This window comes from Mesorhizobium sp. M0152 (genome assembly GCF_040322415.1).
GTDB lineage: Bacteria > Pseudomonadota > Alphaproteobacteria > Rhizobiales > Rhizobiaceae > Mesorhizobium.
In genome coordinates, this window is record NZ_JAMYTH010000001.1 from 290,243 (window position 1) to 304,684 (window position 14,442).

The window sequence follows — 14,442 nt, forward strand, 5'->3', positions numbered from 1 at the left end:
TCTCCGGAGGTTCAGTTCGGCTTGCGCCACCAGCTCGGCAATTGATAACCGAATATGGGCGTCTTTTTCGGATGTTCCAGATAGTTCCAGTAAGCCAGCCATTGCTGGGCGTTGTACTGCATCGGCACCATGTAGTTGCCGGAGATCAGAAGCCTGTCGAGAACGCGAACCGCAGCGACATAATCTTCCTTCGAACGCGCGCGCAGCATCGCCTCGATCGCCGCATCGACCGCCGGGTCGGCGACGCCGGCGAGATTGAACGATCCCTCGGTCTTAGCGGCAGAGGACGACCAACGCCCAATCTGCTCGATGCCGGGGGAGAGCGAATTGTTGAAGCCGCTCGAGCCGACCAGCACATCGAAATCGAAACGCTGCTTGCGCGACTGTATCTGGTCGCCGTCGAGGCTGCGGATGCCGACATCGATGCCGATCTTCTCCAGCGTGCGCTGGTAAATGCCGGCAAGCCGCTCCTCGTCCTGCGAGGCGGTCAGGATCTCGAACCCGAAAGGGTTGCCCTCCGGATCGAGCATCGTCCCGTTCTGCAGGTGATAACCGGCGCTTCTGAGCAGTTCGAAGGCAGCTTTCAGCACCTTGCGATCCTGGCCCGATCCATCGGTGACCGGTGGCCGGTAAGTTCCGTCCATGACGTCGGCCGGCACGCGGCCGGGGTAGGGGGCCAGCAACGCCTTTTCCCTGTCGTCGGCCGGATGGCCGAGCGCGGAAAGCTCGGAGTTCTGCCAGTAACTCATCGTGCGCGCGTACTTGCCGCCGAACAGGTTCTTGTTGGCCCATTCGAAGTCGTAGAGCATGCCGAGCGCGCGCCGAACCACCGGGTTGGAGAATTTCGGCAGCCTTGTGTTGAATAGGAATCCGGACACCACCGGAGGAATGCCGGTATCGAAGGTCTCGGAAACCACCTCACCCCTGTGGAAGGCCGGGAAATCGAGATCGCGCTCGCGTTTCACCGGATCGCCGTCATCATCGATGGCGCACAGGCCTTTCTTGAACGCTTCCAACTTGGCATTGGCGTTGAGGAAATATTCGATGGTGATCTGGTCGTAATTGTCGAAGCCGCGCTTGGCCGGCACGTCCTTGCCCCAGTAATTCGGATTGCGCTTGAAGACGATGCGCTGGCCGGGTTGTACCTGTGCAACGGTGTAAGGGCCGCTGCCGACCAACGGCTTCAGCGTCGTCCTGTCGAACGTGTCCATGTCGAAGGCGTGCTTGGGGATGATCGGCGTCATTGCGATGATCAGCGGAAACTCGCGATCCGCCTTCTCGTTGAAGGTGAAACGCACGCTGTGGTCGCCGGTCTTTTCGAGCTTGGCGATCCTGGCCATGCGGTCGCTGTAGGGCGGGCGGCCTTTTTTCGTATAGGCGTCATAGGTGAACAGCACATCTTCCGGCGTCACAGGCTGGCCGTCGGACCATCTGGCTTTCGGATTGAGGTGGAATTCGATGCTTTTGCGCTCGGAGTCCATGTCGGCTGTGTCGGCGAGCAGCCCGTAGAGGGTAAAAGCCTCGTCCGCGCTGCGCTGCATCAGCGGTTCGAAGACAAGATTGCCGTAAATCGTGTCCATCATGCCGCGCGCCGTCGTGCGCAGGCTCTTCAGGATGAAAGGGTTGAGATTGTCGAAGCTGCCGACGACGCAATAGGTGATCGAGCCACCCTTCGGCGCGTCGGGGTTGACGTAGCTGAAATGCTTGTAGTCGGGTGGCAGGGCCGGTTCGCCCTGCATCGCAATCGCGTGTCTGGGCTCGGATAGCGCCGGCAGCTGCGAAAGGGTGAAAAACGATATCGCGGTGACCAGCCAAACAAGAACGCGGCCCATGACCGTCTCCTTACCGGGTCGGCTTGATGATTCGGTGCGCACCCTAGCATGCGGCGGCGGCGCGCCGGCCAATGTCGTTGCCAAGAAATGCGGATACCGGGCTGGATTCGGTATCGCTTGCAGTGTAACACGCCGTCCGAAGTCATTCTGTTGCCTCATTTCGGCAACAGGTAGCTGGACCACACGGCACGAAGAAGCCGGTCCCGGGATCATTTGAGAGGAAGTGCACGACATGACGAGCCTGAACAGCAATGCGTACCGCCTGTCGGTCATGGCCGCGGGCGTGGTCGGCTTTCTCTGCGCAGGACTTCCCGCTGCTTCCGCACAGCAGCAACAGCAGATTCCGCAGGGCTGGTTCAAGGCTTGCACCAAGCAGGAAGACGTCGACATCTGCAACGTCCAGAACATCACCACCGCCGGCAACGGCCAGCTGATCACCGGCGTCAGCCTGATCGAGCTGAAAGGCAAGGTAAATCGCAAGGTTTTCCAGGTGACGGTCCCGACCGGCCGCTTGGTGCCTCCCGGCATCGGCCTGCAGATCGATACCGGCAAGGCGCAGAAGCTCGACTATGTCATCTGCTTCCCGGATCGCTGCGTGGCGGAAGTGCCGCTGAGTGACCAGCTCGTCGCTTCGTTCAAGAAGGGCCAAGCGATCACGCTGACCTCGGTCAACTTCCAGAATCAGCCCAACCCGATCAAGATCGCGCTGCAGGGCTTCAGCGGCGCCTATGACGGCCCGCCGCTGCAGCAGTCCGACATCGAAGACCGGCAGAAGAAGCTGCAGGACTTCGTCGCCAAGAACAATCAGGATTTCGCCAAGAAGCTCAAGGAAGAGCAGGACAAGGCGAAGACCGCGAACTGATCCGACGACCTTCGTCGGGTTAACGAAAAGCGGGGTCATGCCCCGCTTTTTTTTATGCCCGCCGCCTGGCCGGTCAGTGCCTGGATTGCCGCTTCGGCTCGTAGCGCCCGTCCGGCTTCTTGTCGAACATTTCCTTGATCTGCGGGTGACGGACCGGTTCGCCCGACTGATCCTCGAGCAGATTCTGCTCGGATACATAGGCGATGTATTCGGTCTCCGAATTCTCGGCGAGCAGATGATAGAAGGGCTGGTCCTTGCGCGGCCGAACGTCGGCGGGGATAGCCTCGTACCATTCGTCGGTGTTGGCGAATTGCGGATCGACGTCGAAAATGATGCCCCGAAACGGAAACAGCCGATGGCGAACCACCTGTCCGATCGCGAATTTGGCTGTTTTCATCGTACTCACCACTGAATTTCCTAGCTTTATCTGGCGCAGACTCCGCATCAATTCAATCCCGGAGCGTTTGAGTGTGTGCTTAAGTTTACGCAGCAGGCGGAGCAAAGGTTTTTGACGGATGTCACGGATATCGGCGCCTGCCGATGGCGCGGATTGCGGGATTATCCGCAAGTTCGCTAATGGCGCGCCGGCTTGCGCGGGCCGCCGGCAAGCGCGGCAAAGCCGCTGCCGGGACGAAGTCCTTCGCGCATGAAGAAGGCGCGAAGCGGCGCAAAGCCGCCAAGCACGCCGAGACCAGCACCGCGCGCCATCTGCGCCGGCAGCATGTCGGACAGCAGCGACATGTTGAGCAGATTGACAGCGCTGCTGCGCGCCAGAATATCGGGCCGGCGTTTGAAATCATAGGCGGCAAGGGCCATGGCTGCGCCGGGGTCGCAACGGTTTTCACTCGCAATTCCAACAAGATCGTCGATATCCCTGATGCCAAGGTTCAAGCCTTGGGCGCCGATCGGTGGGAACACGTGGGCGGCTTCGCCGACGAGAGCCACGCGGTCGCGGGCAAAACGTAGCGGCGTCACCGTCGAAAGCGGATAGATCTGGCGTCCGGGTTCGACAGTCACCCGCCCCAGCATCGACTGCATCTGTTGCTCTACCCGCAGCGAGAGCGTTGCATCATCCAATCCGGCGAGTTCCGTGGCGGTCTCCGGTTTCACCACCCAGACGAGGCTCGACCGATTGCCCGGCAGCGGAACCTGCGTGAACGGACCGGTCTCGGTGTGGAACTCCGTCGAGGTGAAGGCATGGTCGCGGCTATGGCCGAAATTGAGCACAAGTGCCGCCTGCGGATAGGAGCGCGAGGCGGTCGAGATCCCCGCTGCCTCGCGGGCGGGCGACAGACGTCCATCGGCGGCAACCGCCAGGGACGCCTCGACCTCATCGCCATCGGCGAGCACGGCGTGGGCCTTGTCGGCGCCGAGATGCCAAGTCTTGACCATCGATCTGCGCCATTCAATCCCGGAATGCGCGGCAACCTTGGCGGCAAGTGCGGGACCGAAGACGCTGTTGGGCAGGTTCAGCCCGAACTGATCTTCGTCGATCTCGCTGGCACGGAAGGTGACAATGGGGCTGCGGATCAACCGGCTGGTCGCGTCGACGATGCGCATCATTTTGAGCGGCGCTGCCTTGGGCTTGATGTCGTCGAGGATATCAAGCCGTTCGAGCACCTTCAGGGCGGGATTCATCAGGGCGGTGGTGCGGCCGTCGGGGCCGGAGACCTCGGGCCCGACGAGCGTCACCGCGAAGCGGGCGTCGGCGAAAGCGAGTGCCGCGATCAGCCCTGCCGGCCCAGTACCGGCGATCAGTATCCGCGCTGTTTCCTGATGCTCCAAGATCGGCTTCCGGCTTGCGATACGAGGCGGTCCACGCGACCTGCCTGTCGTAGAGCATATAGGTCAGTTGATGCGGCTTGATCAACGCGGCGATTCGGCCCATTCGGTTGTCATGACCGGCCAGCAGGAAGATTTCAGCCATCTCGACCGCGCCGGCCGCGCCATGGCTGGGATCGCGCGCAGCCCGCGTTTGACGGTGAACGCCGTCGTCGGTGCAAGCATCGTCCTTGCGTGGTTGTTCCTGGCCGCGATGGCGATTCGCGGTGCGGAGGCGCGGGTCGGCGCTCCAGGCGATGCTCTGCTGCGCAATCTCCCGCAACTGCCGCTGCCCGATTTCGTGGAAGGGTTCTTCGCCCTCTGCCTTTCGCCGGCGCCGCTGGGTGGCAGCATCGGCCTGCGTGCCCTGGCTCTCGTCCTCATGTGGTTCCTGATGGCGATAGCGGCGATGCTGCCTTCCGCCGCACCGATGATCCGCACCTATTGCGAGATCGCCGACACGGCGCGGATCAAGGGCGAACCGGTCGTCCACCCGCTGGTGCTTGTCGCCGGCTATCTCAGCGTCTGGTTGGGCGCTTCGGTGCTGTTTTCGGCACTGACGCTTTCCCTGCACACACTTGCCCGGTCCGGCGAGGCATTGGACCCACTTCTCGGCGCTGCCGGTGCGGTCGCATTGCTGGTTGCCGGCCTCTACCAATTCAGCGGCCTGAAGCAGGCCTGCCTCGAGAAATGCCGCAATCCGTTTTCGGTCCTGTTCGCGAACTGGAGCGCCAAACCCATCCGCGTTTTCCGGCTTGGCGTTGCGCAAGGCATCTGGTGTCTCGGCTGTTGCTGGGCGTTGATGCTGGTGATGTTTGCCGTCGGGCTGATGAACGTCTTCTGGATGGCGCTGATCGGCCTGTTCACCCTGATCGAAAAACAGGCGACGAGCAGGGTTCCAACCCGGCTGGCCGGTGCGATACTGCTTGTATGGGCAGTCGCGCTGCTATTAGTCTCACTGCGAGTGGGGGAAATTCGATGACAGATCAAAGCTGGGCAATGAAAGGAGAGCTCGTACTCTCCTGCAATTGCACGGTTTTTTGCCCTTGCGTGCTGTCGCTCGGCAATCATCCGCCGACCGAGGGCTATTGCCAGACCTGGGCAGGCTTCCGCATCGACGCCGGTCACTTCGGCGAGGTCGACCTCTCCGGCCTCAACCTTGGGCTGATCATGGAAATCCCCGGTTATATGAGCCGCGGCAACTGGACCGCCGGCCTGTTCATCGACAAACGCGCCTCTGTCTACGCGGTCAAGGCATTGACCAAGATTTTCACCGGCAAGGCGGGCGGGACCACATCGCTGCTTTCGATCCTCGTTGGGAAATTCCTAGGTGTCGAACAGGCGCCGATCACCTATGAGACCCGAGACAGGACGCGCATCTTCCAGATACCGAAGATCATCGACGGGGCGGTTACGCCGATTGCGGGCAAGGATCACGAGAAAGACACCGTCATCAGCAATTCTCAATACTGGATCGCGCCGGAGATCATCGTCGCCAAGTCGGACAAGAGCAAGATGCGCGCTTTCGGCCGAAACTGGAATTTCGCCGGCCGTTCGGCCGAGATCTGCAAGCTGGATTGGCGGGGCCCGTGAGCAAGAACACAACGGCCAGGAAGATCAGGGACCGGATTCCGCGGCCGAGAAAGAAAGTCACCTGGCCGCAGGCAAGGGCGTTTTCCGTTCACCTGCTGACCGCCTCAGGCTCGTTCCTCGCCTTCCTGTCCCTGGTGGCGGCGAGCGAAGAGCGCTGGACGGCGATGTTCTGGTGGCTCGGGCTGGCGCTGTTCGTCGATGGCATCGACGGGCCGATCGCCAGAAAACTCGAGGTCAAGGAAATCCTGCCGACCTGGTCGGGCGAACTGCTCGACAACATCATCGACTATGTGACCTACGTGCTCATCCCGGCCTTCGCGCTCTATCAGCGCGGCTTCATGGGCGAAGGCCTGTCGTTTCTGTCGGCGGCGATCATCGTCGTCTCCAGCGCGATCTACTATGCCGACACCGGCATGAAGACGAAGGAGAATTTCTTCAAGGGATTTCCCGTGGTCTGGAACATGGTGGTGTTCACGCTGTTTGTCATCGAACCCGGACAATGGGTGTCGTTCGCGGTGGTGGTGGTGGCCGGCATCCTGACCTTCGTCCCGATCAACTTCATCCATCCGGTGCGAGTGGTGCGGCTGCGGCGCATCAATCTCGCAATAACCCTTTTATGGTGCGCCTTCGGTGCGCTGGCGCTTGCGCAAGCGGCACTCGCAGCCTTCTATGACCAGATCGGCGTGCTGGGCGCGCAAGTCAGCACCTTCACAAAGATTGGAATAACCATTACCGGGCTCTATCTCGGCTGTATCGGCGGGATCATGCAGTTCTTTCCCAATCTCGGTGCCAAAAAGGCCTGATCAGCCATCCCAGAGGAAGCCCAGACCATGTCCAAAGCGATCCGAATCCACGCCCATGGCGGCCCGGAAGTCCTGACCTATGAAGATGCCGATCCCGGCCAGCCGGGATCGGGACAGATCCTGATCAGACACAGCGCGATCGGCCTCAATTTCATCGACGTCTATCATCGCTCGGGCCTTTACCCGCCGCCTGGCGGGTTTCCGCTGGTGCCGGGCGGTGAGGCCGCCGGTGTGGTGCTGGAAGTAGGCCAGGGGATCGACTGGCTGAAGCCGGGCGACCGCATCGCCTATGCCGTAACGACGGGCGCCTACGCGCAGGAGCGCGTCATCGATGCCAGCCGCGTCGTCAAGGTTCCGGATGGGATCAGCGACGAACAGGCGGCGGCGATGATGCTGAAAGGCACGACCGCGGAGTACCTGCTGCGGCGCACTTTCAAGGTAAAGGCGGGCGACACGATCCTGTTTCACGCCGCGGCCGGCGGTGTCGGGCTGATTCTGGGCCAATGGGCGAAACATCTCGGCGCGACGGTCATCGGCACGGCCAGTTCGAGCGACAAGATCGAACTCGCCAAGGCGCACGGTTTCGACCATGTCATCAACTACAGGGAACAGGACTTCGTCGCCGGCGTCGCCGCCATCACGGGCGGCAAGAAGTGCGATGTCGTCTACGATTCGGTCGGCAACGACACCTTTCCGGCTTCGCTGGACTGCCTCAAGCCGCTCGGCATGTTCGTCAGCTTCGGCCAGTCCTCGGGGCCGATCCCGCCTTTCTCGATGTCATTGCTGGCCCAGAAGGGCTCTTTGTTCGCCACCAGGCCGACATTGTTCGTCTACAACGCGAAACGGGAGGATCTCGAAGCCTCCGCCGCGGCCTTGTTCGAGGTCGTGCTCAGCGGTGCCGTCGAGATCAAGATCAACCAGCGCTATGCGCTCAAGGACGTCGGCAAGGCGCATTCCGACCTCGAGGGCCGCAGGACGACAGGCACGACCATCCTGGTCCCCTGATGCAAATTCACCCTGGTTTTCAGCGCTGTGCCCGGACGATTGGCGCCGGTTTGCACGGGAAGCCTCCCGGCCTTAGTCTTGCGTGAAGCAGGCTTATCTTACCCCTTGAGTTTCCGCTGAAATTCTTGAAGCTCTTTCAAGTCGGGTGCTGCTTTCGCACGAGTGCTGGCCGCGCATACGATGCTTGCGGGAACACAGAACATATCCGGGAACACGGATGGGAGGCACTGTGAGTGCAAATCACGACGAGGCGAACCTGCTCGAGGTTCGCGGCCTTACCAAGATATTCGGCTCGCTGACGGCGTGCGATCATGTCGATCTCAATATCGCCAAGGGCGAAATCCACGCCTTGCTTGGCGAGAACGGCGCTGGCAAGTCGACGCTGGTCAAGATGCTGTTCGGCTCGCTGGAACCCAATTCCGGCGAGATTTTCTGGAACGGCCAGGCGGTCCGGATCGCCAGCCCCGGCGCGGCGAAAAAGCTCGGCATTGGCATGGTGTTCCAGCATTTTTCGCTGTTCGAGGCACTGACCGCGGCGGAGAATATCGCGTTGTCGCTGGACGACGGTTCGCCCATCAGCAGCATCGCGGCGAAGGCGAGGGCGCTTTCCTACAGCTATGGCTTGCCGCTCGATCCTGAATCGCTGGTCGGCGACCTGTCGGTCGGCGAACGCCAGCGCATCGAGATCATACGCTGCCTTTTGCAGACGCCGCAGCTGATCATTCTCGACGAGCCGACCTCGGTGCTGACGCCGCAGGAAGCCGACAAGCTGTTCGAGACGCTGGAGCGGCTGCGCAAGGAAGGCAAATCGATCCTCTACATTTCGCACCGGCTGGAAGAGGTCAAACGCATCTGCGATCGCGCCACCGTGCTGCGGCATGGCAAGGTGGTCGGCCACTGCAATCCACGCCAGGAGACCGCTGCGTCGCTGGCCCGCATGATGGTCGGCAACGAGGTCCAGGCCGTGGTGCGTGCGCCGGTGGTGGGGATCGAAACCGCGCAGCCGCTGCTTGAGATCCGCGGCCTCAGCCGCAAGCCGGCAACCCCGTTCTCCATTCCGCTCAGGACTATCAATCTCAACGTCCGCGCAGGCGAGGTGATCGGCATCGCCGGCGTCGCAGGCAACGGCCAGGGCGAATTCTTCGAGTCCGTCTCCGGCGAGGTCTTACAGCAGGACGCCGCCTCGGTGCGCATCCGCGGCAAGGATGCCGGCGGCCTTTCGATCACCGGACGGCGCCTGCTGGGTGCCGCTTTCGTGCCGGAAGAACGCCTCGGTCATGGTGCCGCGCCGCGCATGAAGCTGTCGGAAAACCTGCTGCTGTCGCGCCATGCCACCGACGGTAAAACCTTCGTCGGGACCGGCGGGATGGTCAGGAGCGGCACCGTCTATGCCGCCGCCCAGCGCATCATCGAAGCGATGGATGTGCGCAAGAGTGCGCCGGATCCGGAGGCCGCCGCGCTTTCGGGCGGCAATCTGCAGAAATTCATCGTCGGCCGGGAACTCGACCGCCGGCCTGACGTCATGGTGGTGAACCAGCCGACCTGGGGTGTCGACGCGGGCGCCGCCGCCCACATCCGGCAGGCCCTGATCGAACTGTCGCGCAACGGATCGGCGGTGCTGGTGATCAGCCAGGATCTCGACGAGCTGTTCGAGATATCGGATGCGATCGCGGTCATGCACAATGGCGAATTGTCCAGGCCGCTGCCGATCGCCGAAGCGACGTTCGAAAGGATTGGCCTGCTGATGGGCGGCGCCGAGCCCGGCCACGCCGAACACACGCTGGAGACGTCATGATGCGCCTCGAACTCGTCAAACGCCCGCAGCGCTCGGCGCTGTTCTCCATGCTGTCGCCGTTCATCGCCTTCGCGCTGACGATCGTCGCCGGGGCCATCATGTTCGCGCTGCTCGGCGTCAATCCGTTGACCGCCTTCAAGATCTATTTCATCGAGCCGATCAGCCAAGTCTGGCAATTGCATGAACTGGCGATCAAGGCGGCACCCCTCATCCTGATCGCCGTCGGCCTGTCGGTTTGCTACAGGGCCAATATCTGGAACATCGGCGCCGAAGGCCAGTTCATCTTCGGCGGCATATTCGGTTCGATCATCCCGGTGCTGTTTCCGCAATTCGAAGGGCCCCTGGTGTTGCCGCTGATGCTTTTGCTCGGCATGGTCGGCGGCGCGGCGTATGCGGCAATCCCGGCATTTCTGAAGACCCGCTTCAGCACCAACGAGATCCTGACCAGCCTGATGCTGGTCTATGTCGCCCAGCTCTTCCTCGACTGGCTGGTGCGCGGCCCGTGGCGAGATCCGCAAGGCCACGGTTTTCCGCAGACGATCCAGTTCGGCGACTCGGCCATCCTGCCGGAGCTGATGCCGGACGCCGGACGCGCCAATTGGGGCTTCGTCTTCGCCCTGGTTGCCGCGGTGCTGGTCTGGATCCTGATGAGCCGCATGCTTAAAGGTTTCGAAGTCCGCGTTCTGGGCTCCAGCCCGAGGGCAGGGCGCTTCGCCGGCTTCGGCCTCAGCCGCATGGTGTTTTTCGCCTTCCTTCTGTCGGGCGCATTGGCCGGCCTTGCCGGTATTTCGGAAGTCTCCGGCGCCATCGGCCAATTGCAGCCGGTGATCTCGCCCGGCTACGGCTTCACCGCCATCATCGTGGCGTTCCTCGGCCGGCTCAATCCTCTCGGCATCGTCGCGGCGGGCTTGGTGCTGGCCTTGACCTATCTCGGCGGCGAGGCGGTGCAAAGCGCGCTCGGCATTTCCGACAAGGTGGCGCGCGTGTTCCAGGGCATGCTGCTGTTCTTCGTGCTCGGCTGCGACACGCTCATTCATTACCGCATCCGCCTGATCGGCCTGGCACTGACCAAATCGGAGAGTGCCGCGAAGATCGAGGCCGCGCCAAAGTTGAAGGAAGCCCGCTGATGGACATTACCGTCAACATCCTTTTGACCATCGCAACGGCGGCGACACCGCTTTTGATCGCGGCGATCGGCGAACTGGTGGTCGAGCGGTCCGGCGTGCTCAATCTCGGCGTCGAGGGCATGATGATTATGGGCGCGGTCGGTGGTTTCGGCGCCGGCTATCTGACCGGGTCGCCCTGGATCGGGCTCTTGGCGGCAATCGCCATGGGCGCGCTGTTCTCGCTGCTGTTTGCCGTCATGACGCTATCGCTGGCCACCAACCAGGTGGCGACCGGCCTGTCGTTGACGCTGCTCGGCCTCGGCCTCTCCGGCATGATGGGAACCAGTTTCGTCGGCCAGCCCGGCGTCAGGTTGCCCAATCTCGATATTCCCGGCCTCAGCTCGATCCCGGTGGTGGGCAGACTGCTGTTTGGCCAGGATCCGTTGTTCTACATCTCGATCGCGCTGACGGCGGCGGTGATGTGGTTCCTGTTCAAGACGCGCACCGGACTGACGCTGCGCTCGATCGGCGACAGCCACACCTCGGCGCACGCGCTCGGCATCAAGGTCATCCGCTACCGCTATCTGTCGGTGATCTTCGGCGGTGCCTGCGCCGGTCTTGCCGGCGGCCATCTGTCGCTGGTCTACACGCCGCAATGGGTCGAGAACATGAGCGCGGGCCGCGGCTGGATCGCGCTGGCGCTGGTGGTGTTCGCGTCATGGCGGCCATGGCGGGTGCTGGCCGGCGCCTACATTTTCGGCGCCGTTTGGATCGGCCAGCTTCATGCACAGGCTTTTGGCATTCCAGTGCCGTCGCAGCTGCTTTCTTCTCTGCCCTATCTGGCAACCGTCGTGGTTCTCGTTCTAATCTCGCGCAACAAGCGTTTGACGATGATGAACACGCCGGCTTCATTGGGGCAGCCATTCGTTCCGGATCGTTGACAATAAAAACAAACGGGAAGCTCCAAGGCTTAACTCAGAGAGGTAACACAATGAAAAAACTGCTTATTGCCCTGATGACCACGACCGCCGCCTTTTCGCTGGCGGCGACAGCCGAAGCCGCCGACAAGTTGAAAGCCTGCTGGGTCTACACCGGCCCGATCGGCGATTTCGGCTACTCCTACCAGCACGATCAGGGCCGCCTCGAAGTCGAGAAGGCGCTCGGCGACAAAGTCGAAACCGCCTATCTGGAGAACGTCTCGGAAGGCCCCGACGCCGACCGTGCTTTCGAGCGCCTGGCGCGCGAAGGCTGCAAGCTGATCTTCGGCACCTCCTTCGGCTTCATGGACGCCGAAGTGAAGGTCGCCAAGAAGTTTCCCAAGGTGATGTTCGAGCACGCGACCGGCTACAAGACGGGCGATAATCTCGGCATCTACAATGCCCGTTTCTACGAAGGCCGCTACGTGCTTGGCCAGATCGCCGCCAAGGAATCGAAGTCCGGCGTCGCCGGCTACATCGTCTCCTTCCCGATCCCGGAAGTGGTGATGGGCATCAACTCCTTCATGCTCGGCGCGCAGTCGATCAATCCGAACTTCAAGGCCAAGATCGTCTGGGTGAACTCGTGGTTCGATCCGGGCAAGGAAGCCGACGCGGCGAAGGCACTGTTCGACCAGGGCGCCGACATCATCGTCCAGCACACCGATTCGACCGCCGCCCTGCAGGTGGCCGAGGAGCGCAAGCTGCACGGTTTCGGTCAGTCTTCCGACATGATCAAGTTCGCGCCGAACGCGCAGCTGACGTCGCTGACCGACGAATGGGGTCCCTACTATATCAGCCGGGTTCAGGCGGCCATCGACGGCACCTGGAAGCCGGACAATGTCTGGCTCGGCATCAAGGACGGCGCGGTGAAGCTCGCGCCGTTCACCAACATGCCCGACGACGTGAAGGCGATGGCCGAGGCGACTACAAAGAAGATCGCCGACGGCTGGAACCCCTTCACCGGACCGATCGCCAAGCAGGACGGCACGCCGTGGCTGAAGGACGGCGAAGTCGCCGATGACGGCACGCTCCTCGGCATGAACTTCTACGTCAAGGGTGTCGACGACAAGCTGCCGCAATAAGCGGCGCGGATATCGAAATGAAAAGGGCGCTTCGCGGCGCCCTTTTTCATTCATTCGGAGGGTTGTTCCGGCTTGGATGCGGCGGAACGGGTCAAGACGCCTCAATCATCGCCAGATGTAGCAGATTCGCCGGCCGGGCGACCTTGTCAGACCGCCGAACCGTAGAGGTCGTAGGCATCGGCACGGTCGATCTTGACGGTGACGATCTCGCCGGCGCGCAGCGGACGGCGCGACTGGATATGAACCGAACCGTCGATTTCGGGCGCGTCGTATTTGGTGCGGCCCTTTGCCGAAGTGCCATGCGCTTCGTCGATCAGCACCGGCAGGCGCTTGCCGACCTTCTTGGCCAGCTGCGTCGCCGAGATCTTCTGCTGGCGTTGCATGAAGCGGTGCCAGCGCGCTTCCTTGACTTCCTGCGGGACCTGTTCAAGGCCGAGCTCGTTGGAGCGCGCGCCCCTGACCGGCTCGTATTTGAAGCAGCCGGCGCGGTCGATCCTGGCCTCGTCCAGCCAGTCGAGCAGCATCTCGAAATCCTCGTCCGTTTCGCCGGGGAAACCGACGATGAAGGTGGAGCGGATGGCAAGATCCGGACACACCTCGCGCCAGCCGCGGATGCGCTCCAGCGTCTTTTCGCCATGCGCCGGCCGGCGCATGTTCTTCAGCACCTGCGGCGAGGCATGCTGGAAGGGAATGTCCAAGTAAGGAAGGATCTTTCCTTCGGCCATCAGCGGGATGACGTCGGCGACATGCGGGTAGGGGTAGACGTAGTGCATGCGCACCCAGATGCCGAGCTTGCCCAGTTCTTCCGACAGGTCGAGGAATTTCGCCCGCACCTCGCGGTCGCCGAACATGGACGTCTGGTACTTGATGTCGATGCCATATGCGCTGGTGTCCTGCGAGATGACGAGGAGTTCCTTGACGCCGGCCTTGGCCAGTTTCTCGGCCTCGCGCAGCACGTCCGCCGCCGGCCGCGAGACGAGGTCGCCACGCAGCGCGGGAATGATGCAGAAGGTGCAGCGATTGTTGCAGCCTTCCGAAATCTTGAGATAGGCGTAGTGCCGCGGCGTCAGCTTGACGCCCTGCGGCGGCAGGAGATCGACATAGGGATCGTGCGAAGGAGGTGCGGCCTCGTGCACGGCGGCCATCACGCTCTCATAAGCCTGCGGCCCGGTGATCGCCAGCACGTTGGGGTGCTTCTCGCGGATGACGTCCGGCTCGGCGCCAAGGCAGCCGGTGACGATGACCCTGCCGTTCTCCGAAAGCGCGGAACCGATGGCGTTGAGCGACTCGTCGCGGGCGGAATCGAGGAAGCCGCAGGTGTTGACGACGACAAGGTCGGCGCCGTCATGCTTGCGTGCGATCTCGTAGCCCTCGGCGCGCAGGCGCGTGATGATGCGCTCGGAATCCACAAGGGCCTTGGGGCATCCGAGGCTGACGAAGCTGACGCGAGGGGCGGACATAGGCAAGGTTCCAATGGGGGTACGGGCCGAAAACGCTGGTCCGGCCTGAAGTCGCTATGAATGTCGGTCTGTGGCGCGTGGCAGGAGCCAATACGCGCGGCGCAAT

Annotated in this window: 13 protein-coding genes; 9 read left to right on the forward strand and 4 right to left on the reverse strand. The window is 62.2% G+C overall.

All coding sequences use genetic code 11. The features are described from left to right. Positions 1-11: 11 nt before the first annotated feature. Positions 12-1,832: an extracellular solute-binding protein gene (locus NKJ26_RS01450; protein WP_352693148.1), complete on the reverse strand. Its 1,821-nt coding sequence runs from the start codon at positions 1,830-1,832 to the stop codon at positions 12-14. Positions 1,833-2,064: 232 nt separating this feature from the next. Between NKJ26_RS01450 and NKJ26_RS01455 the strand changes: the two genes are divergently transcribed. After that, positions 2,065-2,694 carry an invasion associated locus B family protein gene (locus NKJ26_RS01455; protein ID WP_027027771.1) on the forward strand — a complete coding sequence of 210 codons (630 nt, stop codon included), beginning with the start codon at positions 2,065-2,067 and terminating at the stop codon, positions 2,692-2,694. Positions 2,695-2,767: 73 nt separating this feature from the next. Here the strand turns inward: NKJ26_RS01455 and hspQ are convergent, their stop codons facing one another. After that, on the reverse strand, positions 2,768-3,091 hold the full coding sequence (hspQ, locus tag NKJ26_RS01460) for a heat shock protein HspQ (RefSeq protein ID WP_027027770.1): 324 nt from the start codon (positions 3,089-3,091) through the stop codon (positions 2,768-2,770). A 176-nt stretch (positions 3,092-3,267) separates the two neighbouring features. Further along, positions 3,268-4,479: a UbiH/UbiF family hydroxylase gene (locus tag NKJ26_RS01465; RefSeq protein WP_352693150.1), complete on the reverse strand. Its 1,212-nt coding sequence runs from the start codon at positions 4,477-4,479 to the stop codon at positions 3,268-3,270. 70 nt (positions 4,480-4,549) lie between these two features. Between NKJ26_RS01465 and NKJ26_RS01470 the strand changes: the two genes are divergently transcribed. From NKJ26_RS01470 to NKJ26_RS01505, 8 genes are all read left to right on the forward strand, one after another. Then, on the forward strand, positions 4,550-5,497 hold the full coding sequence (locus NKJ26_RS01470) for a DUF2182 domain-containing protein (RefSeq protein ID WP_352693151.1): 948 nt from the start codon (positions 4,550-4,552) through the stop codon (positions 5,495-5,497). Beyond that, entirely contained in the window at positions 5,494-6,108 is a 615-nt protein-coding gene (locus tag NKJ26_RS01475; RefSeq protein WP_352607457.1) for a DUF1326 domain-containing protein, read from the forward strand. Before NKJ26_RS01470 ends, NKJ26_RS01475 begins: the two co-directional genes overlap by 4 nt. After that, complete coding sequence (pcsA, locus tag NKJ26_RS01480; RefSeq protein WP_352607459.1) at positions 6,105-6,911, forward strand: phosphatidylcholine synthase; 807 nt, start codon at positions 6,105-6,107, stop codon at positions 6,909-6,911. The genes NKJ26_RS01475 and pcsA overlap by 4 nt, the downstream gene beginning before the upstream one ends. Positions 6,912-6,938: 27 nt before the next feature. After that, on the forward strand, positions 6,939-7,916 hold the full coding sequence (locus tag NKJ26_RS01485) for a quinone oxidoreductase family protein (RefSeq protein WP_352693153.1): 978 nt from the start codon (positions 6,939-6,941) through the stop codon (positions 7,914-7,916). Between the two features lie 217 nt (positions 7,917-8,133). Beyond that, a complete protein-coding gene (locus NKJ26_RS01490) occupies positions 8,134-9,711 on the forward strand; it encodes an ABC transporter ATP-binding protein (RefSeq protein WP_352693154.1) in 1,578 nt (525 codons plus the stop codon). Beyond that, complete coding sequence (locus NKJ26_RS01495; protein WP_352607465.1) at positions 9,708-10,838, forward strand: ABC transporter permease; 1,131 nt, start codon at positions 9,708-9,710, stop codon at positions 10,836-10,838. Before NKJ26_RS01490 ends, NKJ26_RS01495 begins: the two co-directional genes overlap by 4 nt. Beyond that, entirely contained in the window at positions 10,838-11,758 is a 921-nt protein-coding gene (locus tag NKJ26_RS01500) for an ABC transporter permease (protein ID WP_027027066.1), read from the forward strand. Before NKJ26_RS01495 ends, NKJ26_RS01500 begins: the two co-directional genes overlap by 1 nt. A 50-nt stretch (positions 11,759-11,808) precedes the next feature. Beyond that, positions 11,809-12,876: a BMP family ABC transporter substrate-binding protein gene (locus NKJ26_RS01505; protein ID WP_352607467.1), complete on the forward strand. Its 1,068-nt coding sequence runs from the start codon at positions 11,809-11,811 to the stop codon at positions 12,874-12,876. Positions 12,877-13,022: 146 nt separating this feature from the next. Here NKJ26_RS01505 and rimO read toward each other — a convergent pair whose 3' ends face one another. After that, complete coding sequence (rimO, locus tag NKJ26_RS01510) at positions 13,023-14,336, reverse strand: 30S ribosomal protein S12 methylthiotransferase RimO (RefSeq protein ID WP_352607469.1); 1,314 nt, start codon at positions 14,334-14,336, stop codon at positions 13,023-13,025. Positions 14,337-14,442 lie beyond the last annotated feature (106 nt).